This is a genomic window from Micromonospora sp. NPDC049171, from assembly GCF_040648275.1.
Taxonomy (GTDB): Bacteria; Actinomycetota; Actinomycetes; order Mycobacteriales; family Micromonosporaceae; genus Micromonospora.
The window spans coordinates 110,029-125,316 of the sequence record NZ_JBEZDJ010000016.1; the positions used below are offsets into that span (position 1 = coordinate 110,029).

A 15,288-nucleotide genomic window follows, 5' to 3' on the forward strand; every position below is an offset into this window, starting at 1 on the left:
TAGTCGCTGTTCTGTACCGCTCGGTACGAAATGAAAGCTAGCAGGGTCCGCCGCCATTCCCCAAACTTCTGTACCGATCGGTTTCGCCCGACGGTAGAGTGGGGCGCGACGAGAGGGCGGAGGGCATGACCCAAACCGGACGACCGCGTGGTTTCGACACCGACGACGCCCTGGACCGGGCGATGGAGGTGTTCTGGCGGCACGGCTACGAGGGCGCCTCGCTGACCGAGCTCACCGGGGCCATGGGCATCAACAAGCCCAGCCTCTACGCGGCATTCGGCAACAAGGAGGGCCTGTTCCGCAAGGTGGTGACCCGCTACGCGGACGTCGAGATGGCGTACGCGCGCGACGCGTTGGACCAGCCCACCGCCCGGGACGTGGCGGCCGTGTTGCTCCGGGAGAACGCGGTGGCGCTGACCCGACCCGAGCGTCCCGCCGGTTGTCTCTCCATCCAGGGCGCCACCGCCTGCAGCACCGACAACGCGGCCATCGCCGAATTCCTGGCGGCCAGCCGGCTGACCGGCGAGCATGCGCTGGCCGCCCGTTTCGCCCGCGCCGTCGACGAGGGTGACCTCCCCCCCGAGGCCGACCCCGCCGCCCTGGCCCGCTTTCTCAGCGTCGTCACCGAGGGGCAGGCCGTGCACGCGGCAGCCGGTGCACCACGCGGCCATCTGGAACAGTCGGCCGAGATCGCGCTGCACGCCTTCACCGTCGCGGCGTATCCCGTCCGCTGACCGGAGCGCGACCTCCCGACGCGCGCCCGCCGCCGCGCCGGAAACTCGGGTGCGGGTGACCCGGCTCATCCCTAGGCTTCCGCTCCAACGGCCGGCACGGCGTCCGGTCCGAAGGGGAGACGACGTAGCGATGACGGCACACCTGTTCGCGATCACCTTCGACGCGCGCCAGCCCCTGCGACTCGCGGGGTTCTGGTCCGGGCTCCTCGGTCGGCAGATGGTCGACGACCCACACGACGGCGTCCTGGTCCTGCCCACCACCGACACCGAGTTCCGGATCCGCTTCGCCCCGAACGAGCGGCCCAAGGTCGTCCAGAACCGGATGCACTTCGACCTGACGAGCAGCTCGCTGGAGGACCAGCGACGGTCGGTGGCCCGGGCACTGGAGCTCGGCGGGCAACACATCGACATCGGCCAGGACCCGGCGGACGACCACGTGGTGCTCGCCGACCCCGAGGGCAACGAGTTCGACGTGATCGGGCCGGGCAACAATTTCCTCGCCGGCTGCGGGCCGATCGGCGCACTCGCCTGCGACGGCTCGCCGAAGGTCGGCTACTTCTGGAGTGCGGCGTTGGGGTGGCCGCTGGTCTGGGACCAGGACGAGGAGACCGCGATCCAGTCACCCCAGGGCGGTACGAAGATCTCGTGGGGCGGTCCGCCGTACATGCCGAACGGGGGCCGGGACCGGGTGCGGTTGGACATCGCCCCGGCCGCCGACGTCGACCGGCGGGCGGAGATCGACCGTCTGGTCTCGCTCGGAGCGACGGTCGTCGACGCCGACCAGAGCGATGCCGGCGGCCGGGTGCTGATGGCCGACCCGGACGGCGGGGAGTTCTGGCTCCGGACGCCCCGCTGACGGGCCGGAAGCGCCCGCCGGGCTGCCACCCGGCGTGGGCCGCGACGGCGTACGTCAGTCGAAGACCGAGACGCGGGTGCGATGGTGCCGGGGGGCTTCGATCTCGTCGATCACCGCAACCGCGAGGTCGGCGTACGACAGGGTCGTGGATCCCGACGGGGGGACCGAGTCCCCGCCGACCTGGTACCGGCCCAGTCGGGGGCCCGCCGCGTCCAACATCGCCGGTGGGGTGAGCATGAGCCAGTCGACGGCGGTGTCCGCCGCGCGGAGTCGGTCCAGGCCGGCGGTGTGCGACAGGGCGAACGGGCGCAGGTGGCTCGGGAACGCCGCGGGGTCGTCCAGGATCAGACGGTCGTGCTCGTCGCGGAGGTTGGCGAAGAGCCCGATGAGGACGAGGCGCCGCACTCCGGCCTCGGTCAGTCCGTGCAGGAGCGCGTCGACGGCGTCGACGTAGAACTGGTCGTCGAGGCGGCCGAGGGCAGCCAGGGCCTCGGGTCCGGACGCGGGGCTGACCGTGCTGACCACGGCGTCGTGACCACGGGAGATGGTGAACGTGGAGTGCGGGTCGGTGACGTCGCCCCGCACCACCGTGACGCCGTCCGTACCGATGTCGCCTGTCGTCTCCGGATTCCGGACGACGGCGGTGACCCGATGTCCACGGGCGTGCGCCTCGGCGGTGATGGCCCGTCCCGCTCTGCCGCCCGCCCCGAAGATGGCAATGCTGCTCATGGATCCGTCCCTTGTGTGGCTGCCGGTGTGGACCCCAGGGACGGTATCTTCGAGATACTGGTTACTGCAAAGGAACTGGGATAGATTGGGGCATATGGTGACGGATCTGGATCCCGAGATGTTCGATCCGATGTGCCCGTCCGGGGCCATGCCATTCCAGATCGGTGACAAGTGGACCGGAATGGTGGTGCTCTGTCTGCAGAACGGGCCGCGTCGCTTCACTGAGATCCGGGTGCCCCTTCGCGCCGTCACGCCGAAGGTGCTGACGCAGACCCTGCGGGCGATGGAACGCGACGGGCTGGTGGTGCGCACCGCGTACCCGGAAAATCCGCCCCGCGTCGAGTACGAGCTCACCGAGCTGGGGCGCACCCTGTTGACGCTGATCGAGGCGGCGCGAGCCTGGAGCAAAGATCATCTCCCCGCCCTGCTCAGGGCGCGGGAGGAGTGGGCAGAAGCGACACCGACCGGTCAGCGTGGTCGGCCGTGAGATACCTGCGTGCCGGTGGTCCGGCCGCGATCCGGCGGCCCCGGCCCACCGACTCCGACGAGTTCGTCGCCGCAGCGCGGCGCAGTCGGGACCTGCACCACCCGTGGCTGGTCGCGCCCTCCAGCCCCGAGGAGTACGACCGCTACCTGCGGCGGATCCGTCGCCGGGACAGTGCCGGTTACCTGATCTGTGACCGGGCCAGCGGTGCGATCGCCGGCTACGTGAACATCAGCGGGATCGTGCTGGGCGCGCTGCGCGGCGGTTACCTGGGCTACGCGGCGTTCCAGCCGTACAGCGGGACCGGGCACGCCTCGGCGGGTGTCGCGCTGGTGCTCGACCACGCGTTCCACACGGTCGGGCTGCACCGGCTGGAGGCCAACATCCAACCGGGCAACGAAGCATCCCGCCGGCTCGCGCGCAAGCTCGGTTTCCGTTTGGAGGGCTTCTCCCCAGACTATCTGTTCGTTGACGGCGCCTGGCGCGACCACGAGCGCTGGGCGATCACCGCGCCGAACGTGTCCTGACGGCTGCCGACCGGCCGGCTCGGTGGAGCGAATAACCGCCCGCAATGCCACCAAATCGGGACGGCCGTAATGACGGGGGTCAACGGATATGACCCGACTCCATTACCCTCAGCGAGGTGGTGAACAGTCGTGGCAATGAGCCATGGCTGGTTCGTGTCCGAAGTACGGATGGCGAGGTCCTGGGTGCCGGGCTGGCGTTGGGTGATCGCCGCATCCTGACCTGTGCCCACGTCGTCAGCGCGGGCGGCGACACCGAGTCATCCGGCACCGAGCCGTCCTGGGAGGTCCTTGTCGACCTGCTCGGCCAACCGGGCAGCAAGACGGTGTCGGCCCGGGTCGTGCCCGGCTGCTGGTGGCCACCCACCACCGACCAACGGGACGACATCGCGTTGCTCGAGCTTGCGGAGCCGATGTCGCAGGGCCCATTCGCACCGCTGCGCCGCACGGTGACGGTGGACCGCACCGTCATGATGTATGGCTTCCCGGCGGGAGTCGAACACGGTCTGTACGTCCAGGCCCAGCTCATGGGCCGGTCCGGGGCAGGTTGGGAACGGTTTCAGATGAACTCGGGCCCGACCCAGCCCCGGGTCCGGCCCGGCTTCAGCGGCGCGGCGGTTGTCGATGTGGAGTCCGGGGACGTCGTCGGGATGGTGGTCAGCACATACCTGGACGGCGACCGCAGCCAGCACGCGATCGGCGGGGCCGACCAGGGCGGGGTGTCCTGGATGATCCCGGTCGAGACGATCCTCAACCGCCTCCCGTCCATCAGCGGCCAGGTGCCCGGGAAGCCCGCGGTCGACCCGAGTTTCCGGTCGGCCGGTGACACGTCGGCGAACCGGGAGGCCACCGAGCGGATCACGGACTTCTTCGGTCGCGGCTCGCCCGGCAATGTCCTCGTCCTCGTCATCGGCCATCGTGACTCCGACATCGCCGCGGCGGTGCGTCGGGCGGCCGTGCTCTCCAGCCGGGAGCTTCGGCCTCGGACCGACCCGGATCAGGACCCCACCGCTCCACCCATCGGCAGCATCGACCTCGCGGTGGACGCGACCGGCAGAAGTGCGCGAGAGGTGTCCCAGCGGCTCGCCGACTGGGCCGGCGCCACGAGCACGGCGCCGGACGGCTACCGGTCCGCCGAGACGACACCGCACTCGATGATCATTAACAACATCGACGGGGCCGCCGACCCTGAGGCGCTGCTGTCCGAGGTGATTCTTCCGCTGGTCGACCAGGCACCCAGCCAGGATCTGCGGATAATGCTGACCTTCAGTGGCGAGTCGATCGCGCTGCGCACCACCCTGCTGGCTCGTCGCGTCGCCAGCCTCCAGGCCGCCGAGGAGGCCGTCCGCCGGGCATATCGCGCGGCAGCCGCCCTGGTCGCCGACGTGCCCCGGCTCCAGCCCCTCGCCACCGACCTGCGCATCCAGCTGACAAAGCTGCGTGCCGCTGGCGGCGACACAGTGGCCGCTCGTCTCGCCTCGACCGAGCGGGCCGCCGACCGGGCGCTGGCCAGGGTGGAGTCGGTCCGGCGAAAGATCGCGGCGCGCGAGGGCCTCTGGTCCGAGTTGGACGGCCGGGTGGGTGCCTACCGCGCGAGGGCCGTGCAGCACGGGTTCGCCGAGGATCCCGCGCTCGGCACCTCGTACCGGCGGGCGCACGACCTGCTCCTGGCCGTGCCGTGCGAGCTGGTGGCCGCCGAGGCGGCGGTACGCGAATACGCCGAAATGGTTTCACGCCGAGTTGGCGGCCAACGCGGAGGGGACGCGTCGTGACACCACAGTGCGACCGGCCGGGCTGCACCGGCACCGTCGACGAGACCGGGTTCTGTGACGTCTGCGGCCTGGCGCCCCTTCCCACCGACACCGACACCGACACCGACACCGACACGCCGGCTGCCGCCCCGAGCCGGTCGACCGCTCAGGACACCTGGACGGTGGCCGGCCTCGTCTCGCTGCCGGTGCTGACCTTCCCGCCCGACGCGGTGACCACGCACCTGCGCCGGGTGCCCGAGGAGTCCCGCTTCTGCCCCAACGGGCACCAGGTCGGTCGGAGCCGGGGCGCCCGACCCGGCCGGGACAAGGGGTTCTGCCCCTATTGCCCGACCCGGACACCGTTCAACTTCGTGGTCAGCCTGCGACCCGGCGATCTCGTCGCCGGCCGCTACCGGGTGATCCGCTGTGTGACCTATGGCGGTCAGGGTCTGCTCTACCTCGCCCAGGACACCCACAAGGATCAGGTCAACGTCGCGTTGAAGGGTGTGTTGCACGCCGCCGACGAGGCATCCCTCGATGTCGCCGTCGAGGAACGCAAGTTCCTCAACGCGTTGGACCACCCGAACATCGTGCGGAGCACCGACTTCGCCACCGTCGACGACCCGGACGCCGGCCCCACGAGCTACATCGTGATGGAATACCTCGACGGCATGTCGCTGCGCAGGTTGCAGGGTGCCGCGAAGGACCCGCGACAGCCGGATGTCTCGCTGCCGATCGACCACATCCTCGCCTACGGTCACGAGATCCTCGCCGCACTCCACTACCTGCACCGGCGCGGGTTGCTCTACACCGACATGAAGCCCGACAACGTGATGCGCACCGCCGACCGGATCAAGGTGATCGACCTCGGCGGGGTCCGTAAGGCCGACAGCGGGCCCAAGAGGGTCGTGCACTCCGACGACTTCTCGGTCGGCCACACCGAATTCCAGACCCTGGGCCCGACCGAGCGCTCCGACCTGTTCGCCGTCGGTCGTACCCTGGAGGAGCTGTACCGGTACCGCACGCCAGGCCCGGACACCCCCGGCGCGAGCCCGGACGCCCTCGGCATCGAGTCGTTTCGCCGGCTCGTCGCCCGCGCGGTCCGCTCGGACTGGGACCGGCGGTTCGCCTCCGCCACCGAGATGTCGGAGCAGCTCCTCGGAGTGTTGCGGGAGATCCTGGCGGGCCAACCAGATCGGCGTCAACCCGAGCCCATCTCGCTCTTCCAGCCCTCCGCCCGACTGCTCGACGCCGGGCTCGGGCTCGCCCTGCCCCTACGCACCTGGATCGACGCGCGCGACAGCACCGCGCTGGACGACGGCCTACCGCCCTCCGTCGACGTGGCCCTCGGCCTGGCGGTGCCCCGACCCGACCCGGACGACCCGGCTGTCGACGTGATCCGCACTGTCGACCCGGCGGACCCGCAGGCGCTCCTGCGGGAGTTGGCCATGGTCGAGCAGAGGTCGGTGGAGATCGAGCTGAGCAGGTGCCGGGCACACCTCGCGCTGGCCGATCCCGGCTCGGCCGCAGCGGCGTTGACCGCCGCCGAGACGGTGCCCGACACCCAGCCCGACGTCGACTGGCGGATCGCCTGGCACCGCGGGCTGCTCGCGCTCGCCGCCGACCGCGTCGACGAGGCCGAGCAGCGGTTCGACGCGGTCTACAGCGACATCCCGGGAGAGGTCGCCCCGAAACTCGCGCTCGGCTACTGCGCCGAGCGAGCCGGCGACCACGTGCGGGCGGCCCGCTACTACGCGGCCGTCTGGCAGCGCGATCCCTTCCAGGCCAGCGCCGCTTTCGGGCTGGCCCGGCTCCGCCTGGCGGCGACCGACCGGACCGGGGCTGTGGCCGTACTCGACGAGGTGCCGGCGCTGTCCCGGCACCACGACGCCGCCCGGGTCGCCGCGGTACGGGTGCTGTCCTCCCGGTTGCCCGGCGGTCCACCCACCGCGATCGAGCTCAACCAGGCCGTGCACCGGCTGGCCGCGCTGACTCTTGACGGCGAGGCGCGCGACCGGCTGACCACGGCGATCCGGGAGATGGCACTCGACCTGGCCCGTTCCGGCGACGCCGCCACGCTGACCGGCGGCCCGGTGTTGGGTGCGCCGCCGACCCAACGCGCCATCCGTGAGTTGCTGGAGCTGTCCTACCGGACCCTGGGCCAGCAGGCGCAGCACGCCGATCTCCCGGCCCCGGTGATCGCGCGCCTGGGCCGGACCCGGCGGGCTCGTCCCACCCTCGACGCTGCCCGGCGGGCGGCTCACGACCTGCTCGTCGACCGGGCGAACGCCGTCCGACCCCGAACCCGATGGTGACGAAGCCGACCCGGAACGGAGCGTGAACCGGTGGATGCCGTGATCCAGTTCGACCTGGAGGTCAACCAGAACAAGTTCCTGCGTGTGGGCGGTCGGGAGATGCACGCGATCCTCTCGGTGACCGGACGCGGACCGGCGGCCGAGGACGACACGCCAGTCCGTGCGGATCCGTCCCAGCTGGTCGAGGTGCTGGTGATCGACTGCTCCGGGTCGATGGCGGACCCACCGACCAAGATGGCCGCGGCGCAGCAGGCCGCCGCGGCGGCCATCAACGTGTTGCCGGACGGTGTCCGGTTCGCCGTGATCCAGGGGACCCACGAGGCCAAGGTGGTGTACCCGCTGACCCGGACGCTCGCGACCGCCTCGTCGGCCACCCGGAAACAGGCCAGAGCCGCCGTGGCCCGCCTCGACGCCGGCGACGGGACGGCGATGGGCAGCTGGCTCGCGGCGGCACGTGACCTGCTTCCGCCGTCGTCGACGATCAACCACGTGCTGCTGCTCACCGACGGCATCAACGAGCACGAGGAGAAGGAGGATCTGGAGCGCGTCCTGCGCAGCTGCGCCGGTCTGTTCGTCTGCGATCCCCGAGGCATCGGCGAGGGCTGGCACCCCGCGGAGCTGCTGCGGATCGCCGCCGCGCTGCACGGCACCGCCGAGGCGGTACGGCGGCCTGCGGACCTCGCTGCCAGCTTCCGGGAGTCCGTTCTCGCCGCGCTGTCCAAGCTCCTGCCGGACGTTCGGATCCGGGTGCGGACCATGCCGTACGCGCAGCTGGTCTTCTTCAAACAGACAAGTCCCACCATCCAGGACCTCACCGAGTACGCGGAGCGGGTCGACGAGCGGACGTGGGAGTTCGCCACGGGCTCGTGGGGTGCGGAGCGCAGGGAATACCACCTGTGCCTGCGGGTCGAGGCACCCGACGACATCCTGGAGCAGGACCGGTCGGCCGCCCGGGTGGACCTGGTGGTCGACGGGGAGGTGCGGGCCAAGCCCGCGGCCGTCCTGGTGAACTGGACTGTCGACATGGCCAAGTCGGCCCGAGTCGATCTCAGCGTCTCCCAGGTGACCGGGCAGGTGGACGTCCGGCAGGCCATCAACGCCGGCTGCGACGCGTACGACAGCCGCGACTGGGACCAGGCACGCGAGCAGTGGGCCCGAGCGGTGGCGCTGGCAACCGCGACGCGCGACGAGACCGCCCTGGAGCAGTTGCGGCACCTGGTGGACATCGAGCCCGACGGCCGCGTCCGGCTCAAGGACAATCTCAGCCAGACCGACCTCAAGGTCAGCATCGTCGACTCGGTGCAGAACCCGCTGCACCCGCCGGTGCCACGCGGGCCCGCCGTCGCGGACATCATCTGCGGTGTCTGTCTGGAGAGTTCGCCGCCCGACTCGGACCGGTGCGAGAAGTGTGGCAACTCGTTCAACGAGGATCCGAAGCCGAGAGTGCGGCGATGACGGCGGACGCACGCACACCACCCGGGGTCAGCACCACCCGGCAGACCCTCGTGCTCCTGCGGCGGTGGCTGCTCGCGCTCACGGTGGTGGCGCTGGCGACCAGCCTGGCGGTCTTCCTCGGTGTCGCCGGCAACGCCGACGTGGCCAAGGAGCGGTCCGTGCCGGCGATCCTCGCCAGCTACGACGCGCAGGACGCGCTGCGCAACGCGCACCTCGCGGCGGTGAACAATCTCGTCGAGGGTGGTGCCGTCCTCGGTGGCCCCGGGGTGGATTACCAGCGCCAGATCGCGGCCGCCGGCCAATACCTCACTCTGGTGGCGGAGAACAACGCGGCCGGCGACGAGGGCACCCAGGACATCCAGACGATCGAGGCGCTGCTGGTCACGTACACCGGGCTTGTCGGCCAGGCCGACGCGCGCTTCCGGGACGCCAGCCTGACGGCGCTCGGGGTGGCCGCTCTCCGGGACGCGGCGAGCCTGTTGAACGACATCCTGGTCCGGCTCGAGGATCTGCGGGGCAAGCAACTGATCGCCCTGGACGGCCAGGTGGACAACGGCTGGACGAACAGGCTGACCGCGGCCGTCTGGTTGCTGCCGCTGCTCGCGCTCGGCGTGTTGTTGGTGCGGACACAGCTGCACCTGACCCGCCGCTTCCGCCGGATGGTGAACGTCCCCCTGTTGCTGGCCACGGTCGCGGTGGTGGGGATGATTGCCCTCACCGCGCTGAGCCTCTGGTCGGCGGACAGGTTGGACCGGACCCGTGCGGGAGTCCACGCTGTCGACGACAGCAGGAAGCGGCAGCTCTTGGAGGTCGGTGCCCGTGCCGCTTACGGCCTCGCGGACCAGGTGGAGAAACAGTGTGTCGAGGCCTGCGTCGACACCACCGAGGAGCTGCGCAGCCCGTTCCCGCCCCCGCCCACGCCCCCGACGCCCGGGGCCGACGCGGCCGAAGCTGCCAGCACGGACAACGCCGAAGTCAGGGCCGATCGCGACATCACGAACGATGCCGACGAGGCGGCCAACAGCCGCTTCGGTGAGATCGTGCTGTGCGTACTCGCGCTCGTCATCGCGGGGCTGGTCCTCCTGGGCCTCTACCCCCGCCTGGCGGAATATGAGAAGCGGTGACCATGAAGCGCAGCGGACGGGTGGCTCGGACGGCATTGGCGGTGGTCACGGTGCTGCTCGCCGGTGTCGCGCTGAACGGGCACTCTGCCGAGCCCACCGAGGAGCTGACGGTCCTCGGCCCGTGGACCGATGACGAGGAGGTCGCGTTCCGGGCGGTGCTGGAGAAATTCAGGAAGAGTTCCGGCATTCACGCCCGTTACCAGGGGCACCGGGACGTCAGCCAGGTGCTCCAGGTGGCGATCGAGCGCGATCGCCCGCCCGACGTCGCGGTCCTGCCCCGCGTCAACGACCTGCAACGGTACGTCAACGCCGGCCGGCTGGTGCCGCTGGAGGGCCCGATCACGACCGACCCGGGTGCCGCTCCGCAGTTGGTCAAGCTCGCGCCCAAGGTGGGGGAGGTCCGCGACAAGCTCCCCTACGCGGTCTCGGTCACCACCCATCTGAAGAGCGTGGTCTGGTACGCCCCGACCGAGTTGAAGAGGTTCGGCCAGTCTGCACCGAGCACCTGGGACGAGCTGGTCGGCCTGACCCAGCGCAGGATCGGTGCCGAGCAGGTGCGTTGGTGCCTCGGCATGAGTGCCCAGTCGGTCTCCGGTTGGCCGGGCACCGATTGGATCGAGGACATCCTGTTGCACCGGTCCGGTGAGGACTCCTACGAGAAATGGACGCGCGGTGACCTCCACTGGAATTCTCCGGAGGTCAAGGGTGCCTGGGAGACCTGGGGCGCCCTGCTGGGGGTCTCGTCGGAGCAGACGGCCCGAGCCAGCCTCTACACCACTTTCCAGACGGCTGCCAAGGGGCTGTTTCCCCGTGAGGTGGAAAAGGGTGATGGGGAGAAGGTGGTGATTCCCCCACGCTGTCACCTGGACCACCAGGGTTCCTTCGTGGTCCGGAAGTACCCGCGCAAGCCGTCCACCCCGACGAATGCCGATCCGCCGTTCACCTTCTTCTCGACACCGCCGATCGGGCCGAAGGCCACCCAGTCGCTGCACGAGGTCTCCGACGACGTCGCGGTCATGTTCCGGCACACCAGGGACAGCAAGGACGTCAAGGACAGCGACAACACCGAGCGGGCCAGGGAGCTGATGAGCTATCTCGCCTCCGAGCAGGCCCAGACGGCCTGGCGTGAGCCCACCGAGGGCGTGGCATTCAGCCGGCGTGGCGACGCACCCGAACCCCAGGACAGGGTCCTCGCGGCGGTCGCCGAGCAACTGCGCACCGGCACCCTGTGCTGGGACGCGTCGGACCTGATGCCAGCGGCGATGGCCACGGCGTTCGAGCGGGCGATCCTGGTCTACCTGGAAGCACCGGAGCGCCTCGACAGCCTGCTTGCCGAACTCGAGAAACTCAGGGACAAGGGGCCGAAGGCCGAGTGGCTGGATCTGACGTGCGTGTCGCCGCGGGAGAGAGGACCTGAACGATGACTGAACTGCGCAGATTCGACCTCGACGGTGGCGGCTCGGTGGTGGTCGAGGTCGACGGTCGGGCCGGCGTGACGCCGGCCGGTAACGCCGGCAAGGTGGTTCGTGAGGCGCGGGCGACGTTCGACCGGGCGCTGTCGGAGGTCCGCGACGCCGCCTCCGCCGCGCTCGGCCAGTTCCAGTCGATGGCCCACAGTCCGGACGAGATCGAGATCAGCTTCGGGGTCCAGTTGACCGCGGAGGCCGGGGCGGTGATCGCCCGGACGGGTGTCCAGGGCCAGCTCACGGTGACGGTGCGCTGGCAGCGGCCACCGACCCCGTAGGCGGTCGGGACCTTTCACCCGGACCGGGTGATGACGCCCAGTTCCACTCTGCTTACGGTGGGTGTCATGGCTGCCGTGCGCGCGACCCCTGCCAATCCCTTCCCCGGCCTGGCCGTCGCGGATGCGGACAGCGCCGATCAGCGGGCCATGCCGCCCGATTTGGGCCCCGGCTCCCTCGCGGTGCTCAGCGGGCCGACGTTCCTGTACTCCAACGCGTGTGGGGATGTGCCGACGGGCAGCATCGGTGGGCTCGTGCACCTGGACACCCGCCTGATCAGCGGATGGAGCCTGACCGTCAACGGCGGCGAGTTGTTGGTGTTGCGCTCCGAGACGATCGACCACTACTCCGCGCAGTACGTGCTCACCAACCCGGAGTTGCCCGGGCTGCCGCCGAACACCCTGGGCCTGCGGCGCCTGCGCTACGTCGGCGACGGGTTTCACGAACGCGTGGAACTGGTCTCCTACCGACTGGAGCCGGTCCGGGTGGAGCTGCGGCTGGCCGTCGCCGCCGACTTCGCCGACCTGTTCGAGGTCAAGTCGAGGGTCCGGGACCGCTCCGCCGAGATCAGCCGGGACCACGCCGCCGACGGGTCCGAGCTGTGCTTCTCCTACCAGCGCGGTGACTTCTCCGCGCAGACCCGGGTGTGCTGCACGAAGCCGGCCGACCGCATCGAGGGTGACGATCTGGTCTGGGAGCTGGAGCTAGGGCCCCGCGAGGAGTGGCACGTCGACCTGAACGTGCCACTGCCGCCCGGGATGGGGGTGGTCGAGCCGGTCCGGGGCGACATCGCCGACGTCATCCACGGCCGGGCCGACGACCCGCTGCGCCGGTGGGTTGAGGACCGGGCGGTGCTGCACAGTGACAACGCGGCGTTGGAGCGCACCGCGCGGCAGTCCCGCAACGACCTGGCGGCACTGCGGCTCGACCTGGAGGTCAAGGGCCAGCGGATTATGCTGCCCGGTGCCGGACTGCCCTGGTTCCTCGCCGTCTTCGGCCGGGACACCCTGATCACCGCGTACCAGACCCTCGTCGCCGGGCCCGCGCTGGCAAAGGGCACCCTGCTCGCCCTGGCCCGGCTCCAGGGCGACACGTGTGACGACTTCACCGACGAGGAGCCCGGCAAGATCCTGCACGAGGTGCGCAGCGGCGAGTTGACCCGCAGCGGCGAGAAACCGTTCGGGCCGTACTACGGCAGCGCCGACGCCACCCAACTCTGGCTGATCCTGCTCTCCGAGTACTGGCGCTGGACCGGCGACGACGAGACCGTCCGGCACCTGCGGGGCAACGCGCTGGCCGCGTTGCGCTGGATCGACGATTACGGCGACCGGGACGGCGACGGCTACGTCGAGTACGCGACCCGCTCGCCGGAAGGGCTGGGCAACCAGTGCTGGCGGGACTCCCCGGACGGCGTCTGCTTCGCCGATGGCCGAATCCCGGTGCTGCCGCTGGCCACCTGCGACCTACAGAGCTACACCTACGACGCCAAACTACGACTGGCCGAGTTGTTCGACGGGCCGTTGGACGACCCCTCGTTGGCGCGCCGGCTGCGCGACCAGGCCAACACCCTGTACGAGCGGTTCAACACGGACTTCTGGATCGAGGAACGGGGCGGCTACTACGCGGTCGCGCTGGACGGCGACAAGAACCGCGTCGATTCCAAGACGTCGAACATGGGTCACCTGCTGTGGAGCGGGATCGTGCCGCCGGAGCGGGCCGACGCGGTGGTGCGGCAACTCATGTCGCCGGACATGTTCTCCGGTTGGGGCATCCGCACGCTGTCGCGGGAGGAGCGGCTCTACAACGCCCTCGGCTACCACCTGGGCACGGTCTGGCCGCACGACAACTCGATCGCCGCGCTCGGCCTGGCCCGGTACGGCTACCGGGCCGAGTCGAACCGGATCAGTCTGGCGATGATCGAGGCGGCCGACCAGTTCGGTTACCGGCTGCCGGAGGCGCTCAGCGGGTTCGACCGGGAGCGGCTGCTGTTCGCCATCCCGTACCCAACCGCGTGCAGTCCGCAGGCGTGGGCGGCCGGCACGCCGCTGGCCCTGATCCGCGCCATGCTCGGCGTCAACCCGGTCAACGGCCGGTTGGTCCTCGATCCGGACGTCCCGCAGGAGCTGGGCCGGATCGCCGCCGAGCGGGTGCGGGCGTTCGGCCAACAGTGGGAGTTGGAGGCGATCGGCCGCAGCGGCCAGGTCCGGCTTCAGCCGAGCTGATCGCGGCTGACGTTTGTTCGGGGCTTCGACGGGAAACGGCCCGCAATGACGAAACCTCGTGTGGTGATCGTGGGGGCCGGGTTCGCCGGTTACCACGCGGCGAAGACGTTGAGCCGGATCGCCCGGGACCGGGCCGAGATCGTGGTACTGAACTCCACCGACTACTTCCTCTACCTCCCGCTGCTGCCCGAGGTGGCGGCCGGGGTGGTCGAGCCGAAACGGATCGCGGTGCCACTGACCGGCACGCTCAAGGGCGTACGGGTGGTGATCGGCGAGGCGGACCACGTCGACCTGCAGAACCGCTGGGTCGGCTTCACCCAGGCGGAGGGCGAGAAGAACCGGCTGGCGTACGACCGGCTGATCCTCGCCGTGGGCAGCGTCAACAAGCTGTTGCCCATCCCGGGGGTGACCGAGTACGCGCACGGCTTCCGCGGCCTGCCCGAGGCCGTCTACCTGCATGATCACATCGTCCGGCAGCTCGAACTGGCCGAGCAGGCCGAGGACCCGGCCGAGCAGCGGGCGCGCTCCACGTTCGTGGTGGTCGGGGCGGGTTACACCGGCACCGAGGTCGCGGCGCACGGGCAGTTGTTCACCGACGCGTTGCATGCCCAGCGGCCCCGGCTCCCGGTGCGGCCGCGGTGGATGCTGCTCGACGTGGCCCAGCGGGTGCTGCCCGAGATGGACGAGCGGATGTCGCAGACCTCGCACCGGGTGCTCAACCGCCGTGGTGTGGAGGTGCGGATGGGCACGTCCGTGGCGGAGGCGACCTGCGACGGGGTGAAGCTCACCGACGGCGAGTACGTGCCGACCTGCACCCTGGTGTGGTGTGTGGGGGTGCGCCCCGACCCGTTCGTCAACGAGCTGGGTCTGCGCACCGACCGGGGGCGGCTGGTGGTCGACGAGTTCCTCAACGTCCCCGGCTATCCGGAGGTGTTCGCCTGCGGCGACGCCGCCGCGGTGCCGGACCTGGTGAACCCGGGCAAGATCTGCGGGATGACGGCCCAGCACGCGCAGCGGCAGGGTAAGCGCGCGGCGCACAACATCGCCGCGTCGTACGGCTTCGGCAAGCGCAAGCCGTACAAGCACCACGACCTGGGCTGGGTGGTCGACCTGGGCGGCAAGGACGCGGCGGCGAACCCGTTGCAGGTCAACCTGGCCGGGTTGCCGGCCAAGACGGTCACCCGGGCGTACCACCTGATGGCGATGCCGGGCAACCGCACGCGGGTCAGCGCCGACTGGGTGCTGGACGCCGCGCTGACCCGCTCGGCGGTCCAGTTGGGGCTGGTCCCGGCGAACGCGGTGCCATTGGAGAGCACCACCCCCGAGGTGGCGACCCGGGGCCGCTGAAACGA

The 15,288-nt window shown here is 70.5% G+C and carries 13 protein-coding genes; 12 read left to right on the top strand and 1 reads right to left on the bottom strand.

Translation table 11 applies throughout. From position 1 onward, the window contains the following. Nucleotides 1-125 precede the first annotated feature (125 nt). Entirely contained in the window at nt 126-734 is a 609-nt protein-coding gene (locus AB0B14_RS21015) for a TetR/AcrR family transcriptional regulator (protein ID WP_357080474.1), read from the top strand. A gap of 130 nt (nt 735-864) precedes the next feature. Further along, nucleotides 865-1,590, top strand: a complete 726-nt coding sequence (locus AB0B14_RS21020) for a VOC family protein (protein WP_357523640.1) — start codon at nt 865-867, stop codon at nt 1,588-1,590. A 54-nt stretch (nt 1,591-1,644) separates the two neighbouring features. On the opposite strand, the gene AB0B14_RS21025 is transcribed toward AB0B14_RS21020, so the two are convergent. Beyond that, entirely contained in the window at nt 1,645-2,319 is a 675-nt protein-coding gene (locus tag AB0B14_RS21025; RefSeq protein WP_357523642.1) for an NAD(P)H-binding protein, read from the bottom strand. Nucleotides 2,320-2,413: 94 nt separating this feature from the next. On the opposite strand from AB0B14_RS21025, the gene AB0B14_RS21030 reads away from it, so the two are divergent. From AB0B14_RS21030 to AB0B14_RS21075, 10 genes are all read left to right on the top strand, one after another. Next, a complete protein-coding gene (locus AB0B14_RS21030) occupies nt 2,414-2,806 on the top strand; it encodes a helix-turn-helix domain-containing protein (RefSeq protein ID WP_357523644.1) in 393 nt (130 codons plus the stop codon). Beyond that, nucleotides 2,803-3,330 carry a GNAT family protein gene (locus AB0B14_RS21035; protein WP_357080461.1) on the top strand — a complete coding sequence of 176 codons (528 nt, stop codon included), beginning with the start codon at nt 2,803-2,805 and terminating at the stop codon, nt 3,328-3,330. The genes AB0B14_RS21030 and AB0B14_RS21035 overlap by 4 nt, the downstream gene beginning before the upstream one ends. Before the next feature lie 116 nt (nt 3,331-3,446). Beyond that, complete coding sequence (locus tag AB0B14_RS21040) at nt 3,447-5,099, top strand: serine protease (RefSeq protein ID WP_357523646.1); 1,653 nt, start codon at nt 3,447-3,449, stop codon at nt 5,097-5,099. Then, on the top strand, nt 5,096-7,393 hold the full coding sequence (locus AB0B14_RS21045; RefSeq protein ID WP_357523647.1) for a tetratricopeptide repeat protein: 2,298 nt from the start codon (nt 5,096-5,098) through the stop codon (nt 7,391-7,393). The genes AB0B14_RS21040 and AB0B14_RS21045 overlap by 4 nt, the downstream gene beginning before the upstream one ends. A 30-nt stretch (nt 7,394-7,423) precedes the next feature. Next, nucleotides 7,424-8,848, top strand: a complete 1,425-nt coding sequence (locus AB0B14_RS21050) for a VWA domain-containing protein (RefSeq protein ID WP_357080452.1) — start codon at nt 7,424-7,426, stop codon at nt 8,846-8,848. After that, nucleotides 8,845-9,972 carry a hypothetical protein gene (locus AB0B14_RS21055; protein WP_357523649.1) on the top strand — a complete coding sequence of 376 codons (1,128 nt, stop codon included), beginning with the start codon at nt 8,845-8,847 and terminating at the stop codon, nt 9,970-9,972. The genes AB0B14_RS21050 and AB0B14_RS21055 overlap by 4 nt, the downstream gene beginning before the upstream one ends. 2 nt (nt 9,973-9,974) lie before the next feature. After that, nucleotides 9,975-11,396 (top strand): extracellular solute-binding protein, encoded by a 1,422-nt coding sequence (locus AB0B14_RS21060; protein WP_357523651.1) that lies wholly within the window; start codon nt 9,975-9,977, stop codon nt 11,394-11,396. After that, nucleotides 11,393-11,716: a CU044_2847 family protein gene (locus AB0B14_RS21065; RefSeq protein ID WP_357080443.1), complete on the top strand. Its 324-nt coding sequence runs from the start codon at nt 11,393-11,395 to the stop codon at nt 11,714-11,716. Before AB0B14_RS21060 ends, AB0B14_RS21065 begins: the two co-directional genes overlap by 4 nt. A 66-nt stretch (nt 11,717-11,782) precedes the next feature. Beyond that, complete coding sequence (locus AB0B14_RS21070) at nt 11,783-13,936, top strand: glycogen debranching N-terminal domain-containing protein (RefSeq protein ID WP_357523653.1); 2,154 nt, start codon at nt 11,783-11,785, stop codon at nt 13,934-13,936. Between the two features lie 45 nt (nt 13,937-13,981). Further along, a complete protein-coding gene (locus AB0B14_RS21075) occupies nt 13,982-15,283 on the top strand; it encodes an NAD(P)/FAD-dependent oxidoreductase (protein WP_357080436.1) in 1,302 nt (433 codons plus the stop codon). The last annotated feature ends 5 nt before the right edge of the window (nt 15,284-15,288 follow it).